This window comes from Rhodococcus sp. ACPA1 (genome assembly GCF_002300195.1).
Classification (GTDB): domain Bacteria; phylum Actinomycetota; class Actinomycetes; order Mycobacteriales; family Mycobacteriaceae; genus Rhodococcus_F; species Rhodococcus_F opacus.
The window spans coordinates 233,412-251,361 of sequence record NZ_NSDX01000003.1; the positions used below are offsets into that span (position 1 = coordinate 233,412).

The 17,950-nt window shown below is 69.2% G+C and carries 14 protein-coding genes; 11 read left to right on the forward strand and 3 right to left on the reverse strand.

Features of this window, described 5'->3' with window-relative positions; genetic code table 11:
- Nucleotides 1-2,439 carry a glycoside hydrolase family 3 C-terminal domain-containing protein gene (locus CJ177_RS11630; protein WP_095867791.1) on the reverse strand — a complete coding sequence of 813 codons (2,439 nt, stop codon included), beginning with the start codon at nucleotides 2,437-2,439 and terminating at the stop codon, nucleotides 1-3.
- Nucleotides 2,440-2,442: 3 nt separating this feature from the next.
- Complete coding sequence (locus CJ177_RS11635) at nucleotides 2,443-3,711, reverse strand: MFS transporter (RefSeq protein ID WP_257014484.1); 1,269 nt, start codon at nucleotides 3,709-3,711, stop codon at nucleotides 2,443-2,445.
- 422 nt (nucleotides 3,712-4,133) lie between these two features.
- On the opposite strand from CJ177_RS11635, the gene CJ177_RS11640 reads away from it, so the two are divergent.
- From CJ177_RS11640 to CJ177_RS11690, 11 genes are read left to right on the forward strand one after another with little or no spacing between them, the layout of a single operon-like run.
- Entirely contained in the window at nucleotides 4,134-4,886 is a 753-nt protein-coding gene (locus tag CJ177_RS11640) for a TauD/TfdA family dioxygenase (RefSeq protein WP_005250472.1), read from the forward strand.
- Entirely contained in the window at nucleotides 4,883-5,893 is a 1,011-nt protein-coding gene (locus CJ177_RS11645; protein ID WP_005250473.1) for a diiron oxygenase, read from the forward strand. Before CJ177_RS11640 ends, CJ177_RS11645 begins: the two co-directional genes overlap by 4 nt.
- Nucleotides 5,890-7,212 carry a KamA family radical SAM protein gene (locus CJ177_RS11650; protein WP_095867793.1) on the forward strand — a complete coding sequence of 441 codons (1,323 nt, stop codon included), beginning with the start codon at nucleotides 5,890-5,892 and terminating at the stop codon, nucleotides 7,210-7,212. The genes CJ177_RS11645 and CJ177_RS11650 overlap by 4 nt, the downstream gene beginning before the upstream one ends.
- Nucleotides 7,209-8,699, forward strand: a complete 1,491-nt coding sequence (locus CJ177_RS11655) for a GNAT family N-acetyltransferase (protein ID WP_095867794.1) — start codon at nucleotides 7,209-7,211, stop codon at nucleotides 8,697-8,699. The genes CJ177_RS11650 and CJ177_RS11655 overlap by 4 nt, the downstream gene beginning before the upstream one ends.
- Complete coding sequence (locus CJ177_RS11660; RefSeq protein ID WP_095867795.1) at nucleotides 8,696-9,772, forward strand: Ldh family oxidoreductase; 1,077 nt, start codon at nucleotides 8,696-8,698, stop codon at nucleotides 9,770-9,772. Before CJ177_RS11655 ends, CJ177_RS11660 begins: the two co-directional genes overlap by 4 nt.
- Nucleotides 9,769-10,995 (forward strand): acetyl-CoA carboxylase biotin carboxylase subunit family protein, encoded by a 1,227-nt coding sequence (locus CJ177_RS11665; protein ID WP_095867796.1) that lies wholly within the window; start codon nucleotides 9,769-9,771, stop codon nucleotides 10,993-10,995. Before CJ177_RS11660 ends, CJ177_RS11665 begins: the two co-directional genes overlap by 4 nt.
- Nucleotides 10,992-12,257 (forward strand): GNAT family N-acetyltransferase, encoded by a 1,266-nt coding sequence (locus CJ177_RS11670; RefSeq protein WP_095867797.1) that lies wholly within the window; start codon nucleotides 10,992-10,994, stop codon nucleotides 12,255-12,257. Before CJ177_RS11665 ends, CJ177_RS11670 begins: the two co-directional genes overlap by 4 nt.
- Complete coding sequence (locus CJ177_RS11675) at nucleotides 12,248-13,168, forward strand: branched-chain amino acid transaminase (protein ID WP_005250481.1); 921 nt, start codon at nucleotides 12,248-12,250, stop codon at nucleotides 13,166-13,168. Before CJ177_RS11670 ends, CJ177_RS11675 begins: the two co-directional genes overlap by 10 nt.
- Nucleotides 13,165-13,914 carry a hypothetical protein gene (locus tag CJ177_RS11680; protein WP_005250482.1) on the forward strand — a complete coding sequence of 250 codons (750 nt, stop codon included), beginning with the start codon at nucleotides 13,165-13,167 and terminating at the stop codon, nucleotides 13,912-13,914. The genes CJ177_RS11675 and CJ177_RS11680 overlap by 4 nt, the downstream gene beginning before the upstream one ends.
- Nucleotides 13,911-15,230 carry an MFS transporter gene (locus CJ177_RS11685; protein WP_095867798.1) on the forward strand — a complete coding sequence of 440 codons (1,320 nt, stop codon included), beginning with the start codon at nucleotides 13,911-13,913 and terminating at the stop codon, nucleotides 15,228-15,230. Before CJ177_RS11680 ends, CJ177_RS11685 begins: the two co-directional genes overlap by 4 nt.
- Nucleotides 15,227-16,483, forward strand: a complete 1,257-nt coding sequence (locus CJ177_RS11690) for an ATP-grasp domain-containing protein (protein ID WP_095867799.1) — start codon at nucleotides 15,227-15,229, stop codon at nucleotides 16,481-16,483. The genes CJ177_RS11685 and CJ177_RS11690 overlap by 4 nt, the downstream gene beginning before the upstream one ends.
- Before the next feature lie 22 nt (nucleotides 16,484-16,505).
- Here the strand turns inward: CJ177_RS11690 and CJ177_RS11695 are convergent, their stop codons facing one another.
- Nucleotides 16,506-17,906: a wax ester/triacylglycerol synthase family O-acyltransferase gene (locus CJ177_RS11695; RefSeq protein WP_095867800.1), complete on the reverse strand. Its 1,401-nt coding sequence runs from the start codon at nucleotides 17,904-17,906 to the stop codon at nucleotides 16,506-16,508.
- Nucleotides 17,907-17,950 lie beyond the last annotated feature (44 nt).

A 17,950-nucleotide genomic window follows, 5' to 3' on the forward strand; every position in this document is an offset into this window, starting at 1 on the left:
CTATCGTTGTCCGGCTACGGGCAGAGTGACCCGGATGTCGCCGAGGCCACGAGCGATCAGCACTTCGCCGGTGAGCGGTAACGGCTGCCACCCACCTCGGTGCCACCGACGCAGTACCCGCCCATCGATGGGTACTTCGACCGAGACGGCCTGTCCTGGCTCGACGTCGACGCCGGCCCATCCGATGAGCCGCACGGGATCACCGTCCGGTCGCCAGTACGCCTGGACGACCTCATGTCCGGCTCGGGAGCCGGCATTGGTCACCTCCACCGTCACCGCGCGAATCGCATCGTCGACGGTCAAATTCGCTTCGCCGTAAGCCCATTCCGTGTAGCCCAGTCCGTGTCCGAACCAGAACAACGGCTCGGCCTGCCAGCCGCGGTACCCCACGGCGCTGCCCTCGCTGTACGGCAGTTCGCCGTGCACCGGTACCGGCGACCAGGCCGGGCCGTCCCCGTCCCGTGCCGGGAAGGTGGTGACGAGTCGACCGGCGGGTTCCACCTCGCCGGTCAGGACCGCTGCCACCGCAGCCCCCGCCTCCTGGCCGGGCAGCCCGGCCCACAGCACTGCGTCCACCCGATCCAGCCACGGCATCAGCACCGGTGTCGCCGCGTTGACCACGACAACGGTGTGTTGCGCCACGGCCGCGACCGCGGCGACCAGGGCGTCCTGCTCTCCGGGAAGGGCGAGGGTGATCTTGTCGACCTCCTCGGTCTCCTGCTCCGGGGTGAGTCCGACAACCACCACCGCGACATCGGCGTTGCGCGCTGCCCGCGTGGCGGCGCTGATCCCAACCGCGGGAGGTTTCGTCGCCACGCGAGCAGCCAGTCCGAGGACCGGTCCGCCCGGTGCGGCCGTCGCGACCGCGGTGATCGTCGCGCCAGGTTCCAGATCGAGGACCACGGTGCGGTACGGCAGTCGCAACACTTCACCTGCGTCGTCGACGCGGTCCAGGTGAACCCGTTCGAAGTGGCCCGGCGCCGCGAATGTCCAGTCCCCACGGCCGCGCACGCCGACTTGCATACGCGTCGCCTGCTCCACGACGACCTCGGCGGTGAGTTCGATTGTGGCGGCCGACTTCAACCACGGGCTCTCCCGCAGGGAGACCTCGCTCCAGTCGACGTACCGCGACTCGATCACCTCGCCCCGGGCGTCGCGAGTGGTGACGCGCATACCGAACTCGCCCGTCTCCGGGTCGCGCAGGGAGTGCTGGGCGGCGGCCAGCGGATCCGTGCTGATCTCGACTCCGTCGACGACGGATACCAGGGCCGCGCCGAGAGCCTCCACGATGCCGTCCGCGATGCTGATCGCATGGGGTGGCCGCACCTGCGACGAACCGGCGCCCTGCACAACGGTTTCCGTCGCGTGCCGTCCGATGAGTGCGACGGTGCCCTCGGTCGTCAGCGGGAGGGTCGACTGTCGGTTGACGAGCACGGTCATACCACGGGCGGCCAGATTCCGGAGAGCCTCGCGCCGGCTTGGACTGTCAGGTGCGGGCACAGTGGACAGCCACTCCCGCTCCGAGCCGAGCGCGCCGACCCGCCCTGCCAATCTCAGTAGCCGGCGCACGTGCTCGTCGACCGTCGTCTCCGCCACTTCACCGGCTCGGACTGCGGCGACGAGGGCGTCACCCCACGGACCCGAAGGGCCTGGCATCGAGAGGTCCAGTCCGGCGTTGGCGCTGTCGGCGGTCGAGCCGGTGGCGTACCAGTCGGACATGACCAGCCCGTCGTATCCCCACTCGCCCTTCAGAACTCCCTCGATGAGCGCGGTGTTCGCGGTGGCGGGAACGCCGTTGATGTCGTTGTAGGCGGCCATGATCGCCCAGGGGTTCGCGTCGGCGACCGCCATCTCGAACGGCAGGAGATACACCTCGCGCAAGGTCCGCTCGTCCACGACGGAGTTCACGGTCTTGCGGTCGGTCTCCGACTCGTTGGCAACGAAATGTTTCAGAGTTGCCCCGATGCCGTTGTCCTGCAGTCCTTTGATGTATGCCGAGGCGAGCGCCCCGGTCAGCAACGGGTCCTCGCTGAACGACTCGAACAGTCGTCCGGCCAGGGGGGTGCGATGCAGATTGACCGTCGGGCCGAGCACGACATGGACGTGCTGCGCGCCCGCCTCCTCGGCGAGCAGCGCCCCGACGTCCTCCGCGACCGCTGTGTCCCATTGCTGGGCAAGCAAGGTGGCGTTGGGTAGCAGGCAGGCGATGCGCCCGCCGGTGAAGCGCTCGCCGCGTACGCCGGTCGGCCCGTCGGAGAGTACGACCTCGGCGAGTTCTACCGTCGGGTCCGGGTACAGGGTGAAGTTCGTTGCGCCCGTCAGCAACCGGACCTTGGACCCGAGATCCAGAGTCGCGATCGCCTTGTCGATTCGCGTCTCCAGATCGTGGCGGGTGTTCGTGGAAGCGTCGTCGGCAAGCGGATTCCGAGTGTTCACCATCGCCTAGCGCACCTTTCTGATCGGGAGAATGAGGAGCGCACCCACCGCGCAGGCGGCGGCGGCAGTGCTCAACAACAGGTCGTAGTTGTGCCCGCCGATCCCGATCAGCAAGGCGCCGATTCCGGGAGCGAGGGTCTGCGGCAGGACGTTGGCCATGTTGAGCACACCCAGGTTCTTCGCCGAGTAGTCGAGTCCGGGCAGGACGTCGATGACCAGCGCGAGGTCGACACCCATGTAGATGCCGAAACCGAGCCCGAGCACCACTTCGGCAACGTAGAAACCAGCGGCGGTGTGGGCTTGGGTGAGCATCACCAACCCGATGCCGAAGATCAGGCACGCGGTGATGACGAACGGCTTGCGTCTGCCCACCCTGTCCGAGAGCCAGCCGGCGACCTGCCCCGCCGCCGCGAGCGTGATGGTGTAGAGCAGCACACCGGTGGCCATCACCGCGGTCGCTCGGGCGATCGACAGCCCCAGCTCGTGCTGCATATACAGCAGGCGGTACGTCATGAACAGGTACAACGCCATCGTGATCATGAAGCGTGACGACCAGGCGTAGGCGAAGTCGGGGTAGCGACGCGGCGAGAGCCAGAACGTCTTCAGTACCGCACGGAAACCTTCGCTCGGTGGGCGCTCGAGAAGCGGCTTGTCGGGCAGCAGGAGGAGGAACGGCAGGAGGAACACGACGCCGATCACGGCCGGTATCAGGAACATCAGCAGCATGTTCGCCACCAGGAACTGGGCCGCGTAGGCGGCACCGAGCTTGCTGCTCTGCTGCATGACACCGATGAGACCGCTCACCCTGCCGCGCTGTTGCGGTGGTATCTGGTCGGCGATGGATGCCATCAGCGCGGCCTGCGCCGCGTTGGCGAACGCCTGCGCCGCGAACCAGGCAATCGCGATTCCGATGATGCTGGGCACGAGAGCAAGGATGAGTTCGCTCACGGCGAGGCCGACGATCCCTATGAGAAGCCAGGGCCGGCGGCGGCCGAACCGCCCGGTCGTCCGGTCGCTGATCCGGCCGAAGATGGGATTCGCCAGAAACGCGGCGACGGCGCCGATGCTGCTGACCGCACCGAACACGGCGATCACGTTGTCCGTGCCGACGAGCGATTGCACCTTGATCGTCAGGCTCGCGGTCACTGGGGTGAGCAGTGCGATGGACAGACCGAACTGGGCCAGCGCCATGGACCCGACGAGTTTCGGCGTGGCTTTCTCGGTCGGTGGGGAGATGACGGCGGCGACGGGTACTGCTTCGCCTGTCGTGGTCATGGGTCCTCCTTCAGCACCCACGCAGCGGCGTGGGCGGAGAGATGAGTGTGACAGACCGAGTACTCGGTCTGCATGTTGGAGCGAGACTGCTGTGGCCCTTGGTGGGGGGTGTGAAGACTGTGGCGAGGGCGTGAACGGAAATCAAACGCAATGGTCCGCTGTGCGGGCCGGGGCTCCGGATGCAATCAATCTTTAACAGATCGGACACCAAGGGCGGCCCACACAAGGGGCGTACACCGGAAGATGCACTCCGTTGTTACAGCCCCGGCAGTTCGTTCCGGGTGACGTTTTGGCTCCCCTAGGGTGCCTGGTGTGCGTGGCGGCACGACCACATTCTTGAAACCGATCACGACGATCCCGGTCTCGAACGACCGGCATCACGGGGTACATATCCCAGTCGGGTTTTCGGAATGGAGGAATGGATGTCGCCGAATTGTCATGTCGTTTCTGCGGGTGTGGGAACGGTGGAAGGCCGTCTCGACCGGTCCCGGCTGGAGGAGGACGGGTACGTCGTCGTCCACGACGTACCCGACCGCACCGCTGCAGCGGAAGTGGTTGGCTCGCTGGGTGATCTGGTCCCGCAATACAACGGTCTGCTCACCCACGAGGTGACGCACCGCCCCGGCAACGATCATCGGGCGTACTCGCAGAGCGCGAACACGATTCTGGCGCACACCGAGGCCCCGGGCTGGGATCCCAGCCCGGCGTACCTGGCGCTGTTCTGCCACCGGCAGGCGCGCTGCGGCGGCGGCCACACCGATCTGCTCGACATCCGGCGGCTCGTCGACGCACTGGAACCGGCCGAGCTCACCTTGATGACGGACGCCGAACTGACCTTCCCGGGCCCGGACGGGGGTGTACGCACCGCGATGCTGGGCGCGGACGACACCGGCCGCACCGCCCTGCGCTTCAGCTACAACCTGCTCACCGCGGCCGACTACGACCCACACCACGACTCCGACGTCGACGACTCTCGGCTGCCGCTCGGCCGGGCCGGTCGCAGGTTGGCGCATCGCGTCAGCGACCTGTTCCACGAACTGCGCACCCGCGTGCTGATCCCCGAGAATGCACTGCTCATCTGGGACAACCAGCGCATGCTGCACGCGCGCTCGGAGTACGCCGACCGCGCCCGTCACCTCACTCGTTTCTGGGCCGGCGACCGGACTCGCGCATGATCATCGACGACCTGCAGTGCTCCGACGCCGACGGGCTGGTCCACCTGCCCGGACTGCCGTCGTTCGACCCCGCCGACGAAGCCGAGAATGCCGTCATCAGCCGCCTCGCCGGCAATTGGCACCGACGGTCGACGGTGAAGCGCGACGAGCCCGACCTCGACGAGTTGTTCGACGCCGGCCGGGCCGACTACCCCGAGGCAATCGTGCCGTTCCGCGACCATCCGACGTGGCAGGCAATGCCCGACGCGCTGCGGTCGCGGCTGCTGAGCTGGGCCTGGATCGCGTACAACCGGCACACGGTGCTCGCCGAGCAGCGCGTCGCCAACCCGGCGTTCGCGCTCGTGATGGACGGGGAGTTCCCGGGTCTCGGCGGCCAGGACATGGATATCGCACTCGCCCAGGCCATGGTCGACGAGCAGTACCACACCCTGATGCACATCAACGCGAGCGCGCTGACCAGACGGAAACGGGGGAACCCGTTCCCCGACAGCGCCTTACCCGAATCGCACACCTCGCGGGCACACCGTCGGCTGCGTGCCCATGCCGCCGAACGCTGGCAGCGCAGCCTGACCACGCTGGCCTTCGCCACGGTGTCCGAGATCTCGATCAACGCGTACCTCGATCTGCTCGCCGACGATCACGACATCCAGGTGGTCAACTCCACCACCGCAAAGCTGCACAACCGGGACGAGTACTGCCACGCATCCATTTCCGACGAGATGGCGAAGCTGGTGTACGACGTGCTGGACCCCGTCAAACGCCGCTTCTTCCTGGACATGCTGGTCGCCGGACTGGACGCGTTCGTCGCCACGGACTACTCGACGTGGGAAGCGATCTTCCGGATCGAGAAGGTCACCGGATGGGAGAAGATGCTCGCCGACGTGCGGGCCGAGAAATCCGGTTCGCGACTCGTGCGCGACTACAGCGGTCTGTATTCGCTGATGTCGGACATGAATGTTCTGGGCGATGTCGACTTCGACTGGGGTCTGGCGGTGACGGACAAATGACACTGCTCGATCTCGACACCCGCACAGCCCTCGCTCCGCGATCGATCAGCGGCGACCGGCTCCGCAAGCTCGTCGCCGAGCGCACCGGCGACCCGATCCTGGGGCACGAGGCACACGTGGTGTCCCAGGTGCTGCCGTTCAAGGTCAGCAGCTACGTCGTCGACGAACTGATCGACTGGGACCGTGCGCCGGACGACCCGATGTACCGCCTGACCTTCCCGCACCGCGACATGCTCGAGCCCGAGCACTTCGCGCTGATCGAGCAGGCCGTGGCGCAGGGAGATCGGGGCACCGTCCGGCAGGCGGTCGACACGGTCCGGGCCGCGCTGAACCCGCATCCCGGCGACCAGCTGAGCATGAACGTTCCGCAGCACGACGACATCGACGGTTCGGGCATGCAGCACAAGTACGCCGAGACCCTGCTGGTGTTTCCCCGCCAGGGGCAGACGTGCCACAGCTATTGCGGCTACTGCTTCCGCTGGGCCCAGTTCGTGGACACCCCCGACCTGAAGATGGCCATGTCCGGGCCGGAGGCGATGACCCGGTACCTCGACCTGCACCCGGGCATCACCGACGTGCTGTTGACCGGCGGCGACCCGCTGGTCATGCGGACCGAGTTGCTGGCATCGTATCTGGAGCCGCTGCTCGAACCGGGGCGGGAACACGTCGAGACGATCCGGATCGGCACGAAGGCCGTCTCGTTCTGGCCGTACCGGCTGTTGGCCGGGCCGGAAGCCGACGACCTGCTGCGGTTGCTCGAGCGGCTGACCGCCGCCGGCAAGCACGTCGCGATGATGCTGCACCTGTCGCACGTCGCGGAACTGCAGACCGATGCCGCCCGGACGGCGCTGGCCCGGTTGGCATCGACCGGCGCGGTGCTCCGCGCTCAGGCCCCGGTGGTGCGTCACGTCAACGACGACCCGCGCACGTGGGCCGACCTCTGGCAGGCGCAGGTCCGCAACCGGGTCGTGCCGTACTACATGTTCGTCGAGCGGGACACCGGTGCGCGACCGTATTTCGGTCTGCCACTGGCGCGAGCGGTCGACATCTACCGCGAAGCGCTGCAACGGGTCTCCGGACTCGGGCGGACCGCGCGGGGTCCGGTGATGTCGGCGTCGCCGGGGAAGGTCGTGATCGACGGCGTCGTCGACCTCGACGGCGGACGTGCGTTTGCGCTGCGGTTCCTGCAGGCACGCCGGCCGGATCTGGTCGGCAAGCCGTTCTTCGCGAAGTTCGACGCGCACGCGCAGTGGTGGGACGACCTCCGCCCGCACGGCCCGCGCGACCGCGAATTCTTCGGTGTCGGAGGCACCGCGTGAAGGTCACCGCGCACGAGATCAGCGTGACGCAACGGCATCTGTGGCGCTCTGCCAGAGAAGCGATTCCGGTGCAGCGGGGACTGGTGGTGGAGGTGGAGCAGGACGGTGTCGCCGGGTTCGGCGAGGCATCCGCGTTCATGACCGACCACTACAATTCGGGCCTGGACCGGATGCACGCGGATCTGCGACGGATTGCGCCGTTGCTGATCGACCTCGGTCCCGACGACCCGTTCGCGGTGTGGCGAGCGTTGTCCGCGGAGCTGCCCGATTCGCCGTTCGTCCTCGCCGCCCTCGACACCGCGGTGCACGACCTGCGGGCACGGCTGCTCGGTGTGCCGCTGTGGCAGTCTCTCGGGCTGGAACGCCCGCGGGAGTTGCGCTCCAGCTTCAGTATCGGGCTCGACGAGACCGAGGTGATGGTCCGCAAACTCCGCGAGCGGCCCGGGTGGTCGGCGTACAAGATCAAGCTCGCCGACCCGGGCGACCTCACCGTCGTCAAGGAACTCCGCTGCCACACGACCGCACCGTTCTACGTGGACGGCAACTGCGGCTGGGAGCTGTCCCGACTGCTCCCCGTCCTGCCCGCCCTGCAGGAACTCGGCGTGCAGCTGATCGAGCAGCCGTTTCCGCGCTCGGCGTGGCGCGACGCCCGGATCCTGAAGGAGCGCAGCCCGATCCCGGTGATCGCGGACGAGAGCATCGCGTCGCCGCAGGACCTGGAGGCCTGCACCGACGCGTTCGACGGCATCAACGTCAAGCCGATGAAGGCCGGAGGAATCACCCCGTCCCTCGCGCTGCTGCGCCGAGCCCGAGAACGCGGTCTGCTCACCATGCTCGGCTGCATGCCGGAATCCGCGGCCGGGGTGTCGGCCACGGCCCACCTCGGGGGATTGGCCGACCACCTGGATGTGGACGCAGTCGACCTTCTCGCGGTGAACACGGGCCGCGGACTGACGCTCGACGGCGCCGGCCGCGTCACCCTGCCGGATCGTCCCGGTTCCGGCTACCTTCCCGATCCGGCCGCCCACGGCTGGCGGGTTCGGCCGGTGTCCGCCGCCGACGTGCGACCGATCCGGCATACCGTGCTCCGGCCCGGTCAACCGGCCGAGACCTGCGTCTACCCCGAGGACGCGCACGTCGGCACCCGGCACTTCGCCACACTCGTCGCGGGGCGCCCGATCGGCGTGGCCTCGCTGTATCACGAGGATCCACCCGAAGCGCACGCCGTGCCGGGTCTTCTCCCGGGCCGGGGTTGGCGCCTCCGCGGTATGGCCACCCTCGAGGAGGTTCGCGGTACCGGTGCGGGGACCACACTCCTGCGCACCGTACTCACGAACGCCGCACTGGCCGGCGCCGACGCGGTGTGGTGTAACGCCCGCACCACCGCAGCCGGCTTCTACGTCAAGCAGGGCTTCCGGATTCTGGGCCCGGAGTTCGACATCCCGGGCATCGGGCCCCACGTCTTCATGCATTGGAGTACTTCATGATCCACCAGACACCGAACCCTGGTTCGCTGATCGACGAGCAGGAGGCGCGCTGGCTCGCCTCGATCGCACTCGTCGAGGCCGGAGTGCCGGAGGACGACGCCGATCAGGTGGCTGCCGCGCTCGTCGACACCTCGCTGTGCGGCATCGACACCCACGGTCTGCGGTTGCTGCCGCAATACCTGGACGAACTCGCGACCGGCGTAGCGAATGCAGCGGCGTGCCCGACCGTGGTCCGGGACCGTGGGGCCGGACTGCTGCTGGATGCGGACGGCGCACTCGGCGTGCTCGCCGGACTCGCCGCCGCCCGCCTGGCAGCCGACCGGGCCAAGGCTTTCGGCGTCGCGGCGGTGGGCGTGCGCAATTCCAACCACTTCGGCGCGGCGTCGGTCTACACCCGGCACCTGGCCGGGCAGGGGATGATCGGTATCGCGGTCACGTCCGCCGCGTCCCGGGTCGCTCCGTACGGCGGGGTCGAGCCGCTGTTCGGCACCAACCCGATCAGCGTGGCCGCGGGCACGGGGGACGACGGGCTCGCCCTCGACATGGCCACCAGCCAGGTGTGTTTCGGTGAGGTGAAGCACCGCCGGGCCGAGGGACGACCGCTGAACAGCGGCTGGGCCACCGATCGCGACGGGCGGCCCACCGCGGAGCCCGACGAGGCGTACGCCCTGTCGCCACTCGGCGGATACAAGGGACAGGGCCTGGCAATGGCGGTCACTCTGCTGGGGGCCGTGTTGACCGGGTCGCCGCCCGACTGGCAGCTCGAGCAAGTCGGTGAGGGAACCCCCGGTCGAAGCCGAGGGGTCGGACACTTCGTCCTCGCCCTGGACCCCGGAGCGTTCAGTGGGCATGCGCAATTCACGGCCGGGCTGGCGGATCTCCTCGGCACCGTCCGCGGGGCGACGCCCGCCGCGGGGACTCCGGTGGTGGCCCCGGGCGATCCGCAACGCGCCCACGAGCGCGAACGACGGGCGCGGGGGATACCGCTCGACGCCCGGACGGCGGAGGTCTTCGCCACGTTGGAAACAACTTTCGATGGATTTGCCGTGACGAGGAAGGAAGCTTCTCGATGATTCTCGTACTGATCAGCCCGCGTGCCGCCGGGTTGCCCTTCGCCCAGTGGCTGCCGGAGAAGCGCGGACGGCTGGTGGCGGTCTGCGCCGAGGGAACGGATCCGGGTGAGGGATTCGCCGAGATCGTCACGGTCACCGACTATCACGACGACGACGCGGTGCTGGGCGCCGCTCGGGAACTCGCCGGACGGCACCGGCCGAAAGCGGTCGTCGCCCTGGCCGAGGTCGATGTGGAACGGGCTGCCACAGTGCGCGGCGAACTCGGCCTCCCGGGCCTTGACACCGTTACGGCAGGCGGCTACCGCGACAAGATTCTGATGAAGGAATTGGCGCAGGCCGCAGGGCTTCTCGTTCCGGCTTTCGCGCCGGTGCGCCACCCGGCGGACATCGTCGACTTCATGGCCGCGAACCCGGGCCGAGTCGTCGTCAAACCGCGCAGTGGTTCCGGCTCCACCGGCGTGTACGTGCTCGATTCGCCGGCGCAGGCAGCCGGACTCGCCGACATCGTCACGGCGACACCGTACGAAGTCGAGGAATTCGTCGACGGCGCGGTGCACCATGTGGACGCGTTCCGCGTCGCCGGAGACCCGGTGGCCGCCATCGCGTCCCGCTACACCGGCCAGGGGTGCCTCGAGCACTGGACCGACGCCCCGTTCGGCTCCCGCTCGGTCGACACCACCGACCCGGTGTGCGCACGACTGGTGGACGAGACCTGGCGGCTCGTCGATGCACTGGGCTCGCCGCCCACCGTCTGCGTGCACGCCGAGTTCTTCGTCACCGCCGGCGGCGACATCGTGCTCTGTGAAGTGGCGGCACGGATCGGCGGCGGACCGATACCGACGATGCTTCGCCATGTCCTGGGCATCGACCCCCGGCATCTCTGGGCGCGGGTGGAATGCGGGCTGCCGACCGACCTGGACGCGGTCCGGGACCGGGTGGCGGCCGCCCCGCACGCAGCGTTCTACGGCGTGCCGCCGCGCCGGGGCCGGGTGCTGCGACTGCCGGACGCACCGCCGGGCGTGCACGACTTCACGCTGAACACCCACGTCGGGGACGACTGGACCCCTGCCCGGTACAACGAGCGCAAGTCGGCGGACTTCCTCGCCTACTGGGTGGTGACCGACCCCGATTTCACGGCGCTGGGAAACCGGCTGATCGCCACCGCCGAACAGGTGAGCGCCGGATTCGCATGGGACCGTGCCGAAAGCGAGGACGCAGCATGACCGCCACCGATGTCGACGGGATCACCGGCCACGTCCTGCCCCGCGGCGCCCGCCCCACCGCCGCCGACTTCGCGGGCATCGCCGACCCGGACATCATCTGGGAGGACGCGCGGTGGTGGCGGTTCACCGAACGCACCGACCTGCACGAGGTGCGTTACCTCGAGGTGCGCGCGGACGGCCGCACCGTCGCGGTCGCGCCGCTGCTGTTCACGGCGCGGCCCGGGGGCCTGCTCTTCTACGACCCGCCCCGGCTGGCGGGAACCGCAGGCCCGATGGCCGAACCGGAGTTGCTCGATCACCCCGATCGGCTGCGCTGGGCCGAGCTCACCGAGGCGCTGCCCGATGCCCGCGAGGATCAGTACCCGTCGGTGGCGCTCGCCACGTTCGGAAACCACCACGGTGTCGCGCACGAGCCCGGCCGTTCGCACGATCAGCGCCGCGCGGTCATGGCGGCCCTGCCCGAACTGCTCCATCAGGCCGGTGACGAACTCGGCTGCCGCAGTGAAGCATTGCTGTACGTCGGAGAGGCGGAGGCCGAGGACGTCGACGGTTCCGCGACCCGCGCCGGGTACACGGCGGCCCTGCTGGGCGCCGAGGGTGTGCAGGACCTGAGCGGACACAGCTGGGCGGAGTACGTCGCGAGCCTGAGCAAGCGCCGGCGCGTCCGGCTCCGCAAGGAGGTCGCGGACTACACCGCCGCCGGCCTGCGCACAGTGGCCCGCTGGGGTCCCGCGGCGATCGACGACGAGGTCGTCGCCCTCCAGGTCGCGCACCGGGCCAAGTACGGGCTGCCCGGCGGCGAGGACCGGGTCCGACGCGATTTCGACTCCGTCCGTGAGGAATTGGGCGATTCCTGTGTGGTGCTCGGTGCCGAACTCGACGGTCAGCTCGTGGGTTTCGTGCTCTACCTCCGCACCCCCGACACGTTGTTCGCCAGGACCGCCGGATTCGCCCCGGGGATTCGTGGCTGCTACCTGACGCTGACCTACCACGAGACGGCGCGGTGGGCGGTGGAGCACGGCATCCGTCGCGTCCACTACGGCCTCGCCGCCTACGAGGCCAAGATCGCCCGCGGATGCCGACTGCGACCCCGCTGGGGCTGGTTCGCCTTCCGCGGCGAAGGCGCCGACAAGTATCGCGAGGCTCTGACGCTGCAGTCGCGCAGCATCGAGCGGCGGCTGAACCTGGTCGGTGCACCGGCAGCCCCTGTCCCGTCCCGGCGGCCCGCCGCCACCGAACCGAAAGCAGAACAATGGAACTGATCCCGACCAGCACCGTCTGGATGGACGGTGAATTCGTCGCCTGGGACCAGGCACAGGTCCACGTGCTGACGCCGAGTCTGCACTACGGATGGGGTGTCTACGAGGGCATCCGGGCCTACGCGACAGACCGCGGTCCGGCCGTGTTCCGGCTGCGCGACCACCTGCGACGGCTGCACGACTCGGCACGGGTGTACCTGATGGACCCCGGGTGGTCGGTGGACGAGCTCACCGAGATCTCGCTCGAACTGCTCCGCCGCACCGGCCTGGACTCCGGCTATCTGCGACCGATCGTCTACCTCGGCTACGGCTCGATGGGGGTCGCGCCCGCACTGGACACCGCCCGGGTGGCGATCGCGGCGTGGCCGTGGGGTTCGTACCTCGGTGAAACCGCGGACCAGGAGGGCTGCCGACTCCTCGTCAGCAGCTGGCAACGCAACGGGGTCCACTCGGTCCCTCCGCTCGCCAAAGCGACCGGAGCCTATGTCAATTCGGCTCTGGCGAAGGTCGGCGCGCTGCGCGCCGGATACGACGACGCACTGATGCTCACCTCCACCGGGCACGTGGCCGAAGCGTCCGCCGCGAACATCTTCGCCGTCCGCGACGGTGAACTGATCACCCCTCCGGTCGGCGACAACATCCTGCCCGGTCTCACCCGCGACACCGTGATCACGCTCGCCCGCGACCTGGGGATCACGGTGAGGGAGCAGAGTCTGACCCGCAGCGAGCTCTACGTCGCCGACGAGGCGTTTCTCACCGGCACGGCCGCCGAGGTGGTCCCGGTGGCGTCGGTCGACGACCGCCCGGTGGCGGCGGGCGGGTGCGGCCCGATCACCAAGCAACTGCGCGACGTCTTCCACGACGTGGTCCGCGGGCGTGAGCCCACCTACCGTCACTGGCTGGAGTTCGCATGAGCACACGTTCACTGCCCTCGGCCGTACCCGATCGGGTCGCGGCGATCTGGGACGCCGAAGGCCTCGGAATCCTGGAGGGTGCCGTCACCGGATTCGCGAGCGCGGCAGACCTGCTCGACGGCAGCGCGTGGGCGAATGCGCGTCGCGAGGAGATCGCCGACCGGGTGGTCGACGTGATGGCCGTCCGGGCCTGGCACGCCCTTCCTCAGCTGTCGCACGGTCGCGCCCGGAGGGTGTCCCGGCGCTGCATCGCCTACTCGCTTGCAGCGGACACCGTCCGCGCCGACGGGAGCGGCACCGCCCGGTCGGACTGCTGGACCCTGACCACCCATGCGTTGGAACTGCTGACGATTCGCGAACACTTCGACGCGGCGGCCCACCGGCCCAGAGAGCTTCTCGGAGTCGCTCCCCGGGGAAGGTTGCTCGCTGCCTGGCAGATGGTGGACGACGCGCTCGGAGCCCTCGGCACCACCCGCCACGAATGGGTGGGTGCAGACCCCGCGACCGTCGCCGCCGCCGGGTGGGTGCTGGTCGACCGGATGAGCCGACTCCTTCTCGCGGCGGCGCTGGTCGCGCAGTCCGCGGCAGCCGAGTCGGCTCAGGATGCCGAACTACTCGTCAACGCGGCCCGTCGGTACGCGTGGAACCACCTGCGGCGTCCGGCGCCCGAGGCGGCGACACCCACCCATGTGCAGCGGTCGGCCGATCTCGTGCACGCCTTCCTGACGCCGGGGAGCATCCCGTGACCGCCCGCCTGCGGCGGCTGGGTGATGCGGTGCTTCCCGACAGCCCGGCCGGTCGCACGCTCGCCGTCGGCGCCGGCGTCGACTCGCTGGGTACCGGGATGTTCTTCGCGTCGTTCGCCCTGTACTTCATCGGCGTGGTCGGTCTCACCGCGAACCAGATCGCCCTGGCCACAACGACAGCGGGTGCGCTCGCCCTTCTCGCCCCGGTGCCCCTGGGCAGGGTGGCCGACCGGGTGGGGCCCGGCCGGTTCTACGTGGCCCTCCTGCTGTTGCGCGGCATCGGCTACGGATGCTTCGCGCTCGTATCCGATTTCACCGCCTACCTCGTGCTCACCGTGCTGCTCACCGCGGCCGACCGGGCGAGCAGCCCGATCCAGCAGGCCGTCGTGACGGCGGTGATCGGCGGCCACGACCGGACCCGGACCATGGCGACCATCCGCGCCATCCGGAACGTGGGTCTCACCGCGGGGTTCCTGCTGGCGGGCGTCGTCTTCGCGACCGGCACCTCCGCCGCGTTCACGGCGCTGTTCCTGGGCAACGGAATCTCCTTCGTGGTCATCGCGTTCGCAGTCCGGCTCGTACTCCGGAGGACGGGAACGGTCGTGCAACGCACGCCTCTCCCCGCTGGTCCCAGGCCGGCCGAAACCGCGGTGCGCTCGCCGTTCCGCGACCGGTGGTTCATGGTCTTCACGGTCGGCAACGGTGTCCTGTCGCTGTACGACACCGTGCTGATCGTTCTGCTCCCGATCTGGGTCATCGAGTACACGTCGGTGCCGCTCGCGTGGGTGCCGGTGCTCATGGCGGTCAACACCGTGCTGACGGTGGTCCTGCAGGTCTACGTCGCCCGGTTCGCCGAGGGCACGTCCGCGGCGGCGCGACTCCTGACGTGGACCGGGGCGCTGATGGCCTTCTGCTGCGGTGCACTCGCCGTCGGCCAGATGGCCGACACCGGTCCGGCGATCGCCGCTGTTGTCGTTGCGGTGGTGGCACTGTCGATCGCCGAGAACATCCACTCCGTGGCCGCCTGGGAACTGTCGGCCGTACTGTCCCCGCAGCCGGCTGTGGCCCGCTATCTGGGCGCGTTCAGCCTCGGGATGACGGGCCAGAAGGTGCTCGGCCCCACCATTCTGGTCGTCGTCCTGTTGCCGACCGGTCTCCTGGCGTGGCCCGTCCTGGCCGGGACGTTCGGGGCCGCGGCACTGGTCTCCCGGACGGCGGCGCATCGCAGTCTCGCGGAACGCGCACGGACGAAGGAACACCCGGCCGGCGACCTTCCTGCACTGTCTCCCTTCTCGATACTCGAGGTGAAGAAATGACCGAACACGTCCTCGTCGTCGGCAGCGGCCGCGACCTCCCGGGCCGGGTCCGTGACGCCCTTCCCGGCACACAGACCTCGGTGATATGCCGACTGGAATTCGTCGCCAAGCTTCGCCGTCTGACCGAGCACTCGCGGGTCATCGCCGTGCGGCACGACGCGCCGGACGAGGAGTGGATCGCGTTGGCCGCGGCCGCGCATGCACAGCATCCGTTCACCCGGATCGCCACGTTCGGCGAACGCGACCAGGACCGCTGCGCCGCGATCGGGGAGGCCCTCGGCCTTTCCACCCACTCGCGCCGCACGGTGACGTCGGTCCACGACAAGAACGCCATGCGGGCCGAGCTTCGCGAATCGGGCGTCGACGCCACCGCCTCCGCCGTCGTCGCCGACGTGGATGCGTTGCGTGCCTTCGCGTTCGAACACGGCTTTCCCTGCGTGGTGAAACCGGTGTGTGGCGCGGGCAGTGCCGGGGTGGCCGTGGTTCGGGAGGAGAGCGCACTGGCCGCGGCGTTTGCACGCGCCGGGGGCGACTTCGACGGCCTGACCACCAGCGGGGTGCTCGTCGAGCAGTTCCACGAGGGCCCGCAATTCAGCGTGGAGGCCTTCTCGGAATGCGGCGAACACCAGATCGTCGCCGTCACCCGCAAGTTCTCCGACCCGGCGAACTTCGTCGAACTCGGGCACGTCGCGCCGGCAGCCCTCTCGGCGGAGCACGAAGAACGGATCCACACGTACGTGACGAGTGTGCTCGACGCCGTCGGTGTGGAGTTCGGGGCAACCCACACCGAGATCGTGCTCACCCCGACCGGTCCCCGGGCGATCGAAACCCATGTGCGGATGGGCGGCGACGAGATTCCGTCCCTGGCCCTCGACGCCACCGGCGTGGACCTCGCCGAATGCGTCGTGCGGCAGACCGTCGGGGAGAAGGTTCTACCCGGGATCCGGGCCGTCCTCGCCGAGGAGCGGCCGGCCCGCTGTTCCGCGATCTGGTTCGCCGCCGCACCGGTCGCGGGTGTCCTCACCGACGTCAGCGGCATCGACGACGCCCGGAAGGTCGACGGCGTGACCGACGTGCAACTCCTGGTCCGCCCGGGGGGCGCGGTCACCGTCCTGGAATCGTCCGATTCACGTGTCGCGTACGCACGCGCGGTCGGGGACACCGCCGAACAGGCGCTCGACGCCGCCCGGGAGGCCATGGCACGCCTCGAATTTCAGGTGCGCGTGGCCGCCGCGAACACGGTGACGGTCTGATCCCGCAGATGTTTTCTCGAGTTCACAGTCCGACAGCGGTTTCGAGGAGATCGAGTTCGGCGTCGAGCTGATCGAGCATGGGGTGCAGGTCCGGGACGGTGCGGCGGCAGCCGGTGAGGCCGAAGACGATCTGGTCGTCGCTGCTGGTGCAGGTGATGTTGAGTGCCTGCCCGGTGGTGGGGATGGACAGCGGGTAGAGGGATTCGAGTCGGGCCCCGTTCCAGTACAACGGAGTTCGGGGGCCGGCGACGTTGGAGATGACGACGTTGAACGGTGGCCGCAGCGGACCCCGGCGGCCGAGGAACATCTCGACTCCGAGCGGGGCGGCGCCGAGTGCGCTCATCGCGAGCACCTGGGCCGGACTCATCGCCTGAAGCGCCGCCTTGCCCTCGTTCATGCAGTTGCGCACGGTCTCGAGGCGGTGCGCGGGGTCGGAGAGGTGGGTGGCCAGGTTGCACATGAGCACTCCCACCCGATTGCCTCCGGCCCCGGTATTCGGCGCGCGGAGGGAGACGGGGACCATCGCGATCAGGGGATTGTCCGGCAACGCGTCGCGGGTGTGCAGGTAGGCCCGGAGGGTGCCCGCGCACATCGTCAGCACGATGTCGTTGATGGTGGCGTCGGCGTGCTTGGCCAGCAGACGGATCCGTTCGAGGGGGAAGGACCGGGCGGCGACATGCCGGGCTCCGCTGATCGGCACGTTGAACAGGGTGTGCGGTGCGGTCAGCGACACCGCACCCCCCTTGCCGTGCAGGGCGCGATCCACGGTACCGACCGCTGCGGGCAGGAGTCCGGCCACCTCGCCGACCGCCGCGCGGGCGGCGTCCCACGCCATCGCGGGCAGTGCCGAGCCGAGCCCTCCCGAAACCACGACCGCGTCCGGCACGGCCGTCAGCGGGTTGCGGGGTTGCCAGGGCGTGGGCATGTTCCGACGATGCGGGTCCTCGCTCATGCTGTCGCGGAGCAGCCTCATCGCGGATGCACCGTCGGCGAGGGCGTGGTGGATCTTGGTGTAGATCGCGTAGCGGCCGTCGGCGAGGCCCTCGATCAGGTGCATCTCCCACAGGGGGCGGCTGCGGTCGAGCAGGGTGCCGTGCAGCCTCGACACCAGAGTCATCAGTTCGGCCATTCCGCCCGGCTGGGGCAGGGCGTCCCGGCGCACGTGGTGCTCCAGATCGACCTCGTGGTGCGGGAGGGTGTCCCAGCCCCACTGGCCGAGCGACGTCACCGAACGGCGGGCCCGCTTGCGGAACGGCGCCGCCACCTGGTCACCGATCAGCGCGGCATCGAACATCGCACGCACGTCGGCCGCGGACGCCCCCTCGGGTGGCGTGAACACTGCCAGGCCGCCGACGTGCATCGGATGCTCGCGGGACTCGCCGAGCAGAAACAGTGAATCGGTCGGTGCCATCGGCAACAGCATGTGGTGTCCTTACCGTTCCCGAATCCGGATCCACCTGCGCGGAT

What these genes read in the sequence shown, in the direction of transcription:
- CJ177_RS11645 (WP_005250473.1), top strand. Translation starts at nt 4,883, where the DNA reads ATGATCATCGACGACCTGCAGTGCTCCGACGCCGACGGGCTGGTCCAC.
- CJ177_RS11695 (WP_095867800.1), bottom strand. Translation starts at nt 17,906, where the DNA reads ATGCTGTTGCCGATGGCACCGACCGATTCACTGTTTCTGCTCGGCGAG.
- CJ177_RS11640 (WP_005250472.1), top strand. Translation starts at nt 4,134, where the DNA reads ATGTCGCCGAATTGTCATGTCGTTTCTGCGGGTGTGGGAACGGTGGAA.
- CJ177_RS11680 (WP_005250482.1), top strand. Translation starts at nt 13,165, where the DNA reads ATGAGCACACGTTCACTGCCCTCGGCCGTACCCGATCGGGTCGCGGCG.
- CJ177_RS11630 (WP_095867791.1), bottom strand. Translation starts at nt 2,439, where the DNA reads ATGGTGAACACTCGGAATCCGCTTGCCGACGACGCTTCCACGAACACC.
- CJ177_RS11660 (WP_095867795.1), top strand. Translation starts at nt 8,696, where the DNA reads ATGATCCACCAGACACCGAACCCTGGTTCGCTGATCGACGAGCAGGAG.
- CJ177_RS11670 (WP_095867797.1), top strand. Translation starts at nt 10,992, where the DNA reads ATGACCGCCACCGATGTCGACGGGATCACCGGCCACGTCCTGCCCCGC.
- CJ177_RS11665 (WP_095867796.1), top strand. Translation starts at nt 9,769, where the DNA reads ATGATTCTCGTACTGATCAGCCCGCGTGCCGCCGGGTTGCCCTTCGCC.
- CJ177_RS11650 (WP_095867793.1), top strand. Translation starts at nt 5,890, where the DNA reads ATGACACTGCTCGATCTCGACACCCGCACAGCCCTCGCTCCGCGATCG.
- CJ177_RS11675 (WP_005250481.1), top strand. Translation starts at nt 12,248, where the DNA reads ATGGAACTGATCCCGACCAGCACCGTCTGGATGGACGGTGAATTCGTC.
- CJ177_RS11690 (WP_095867799.1), top strand. Translation starts at nt 15,227, where the DNA reads ATGACCGAACACGTCCTCGTCGTCGGCAGCGGCCGCGACCTCCCGGGC.
- CJ177_RS11635 (WP_257014484.1), bottom strand. Translation starts at nt 3,711, where the DNA reads ATGACCACGACAGGCGAAGCAGTACCCGTCGCCGCCGTCATCTCCCCA.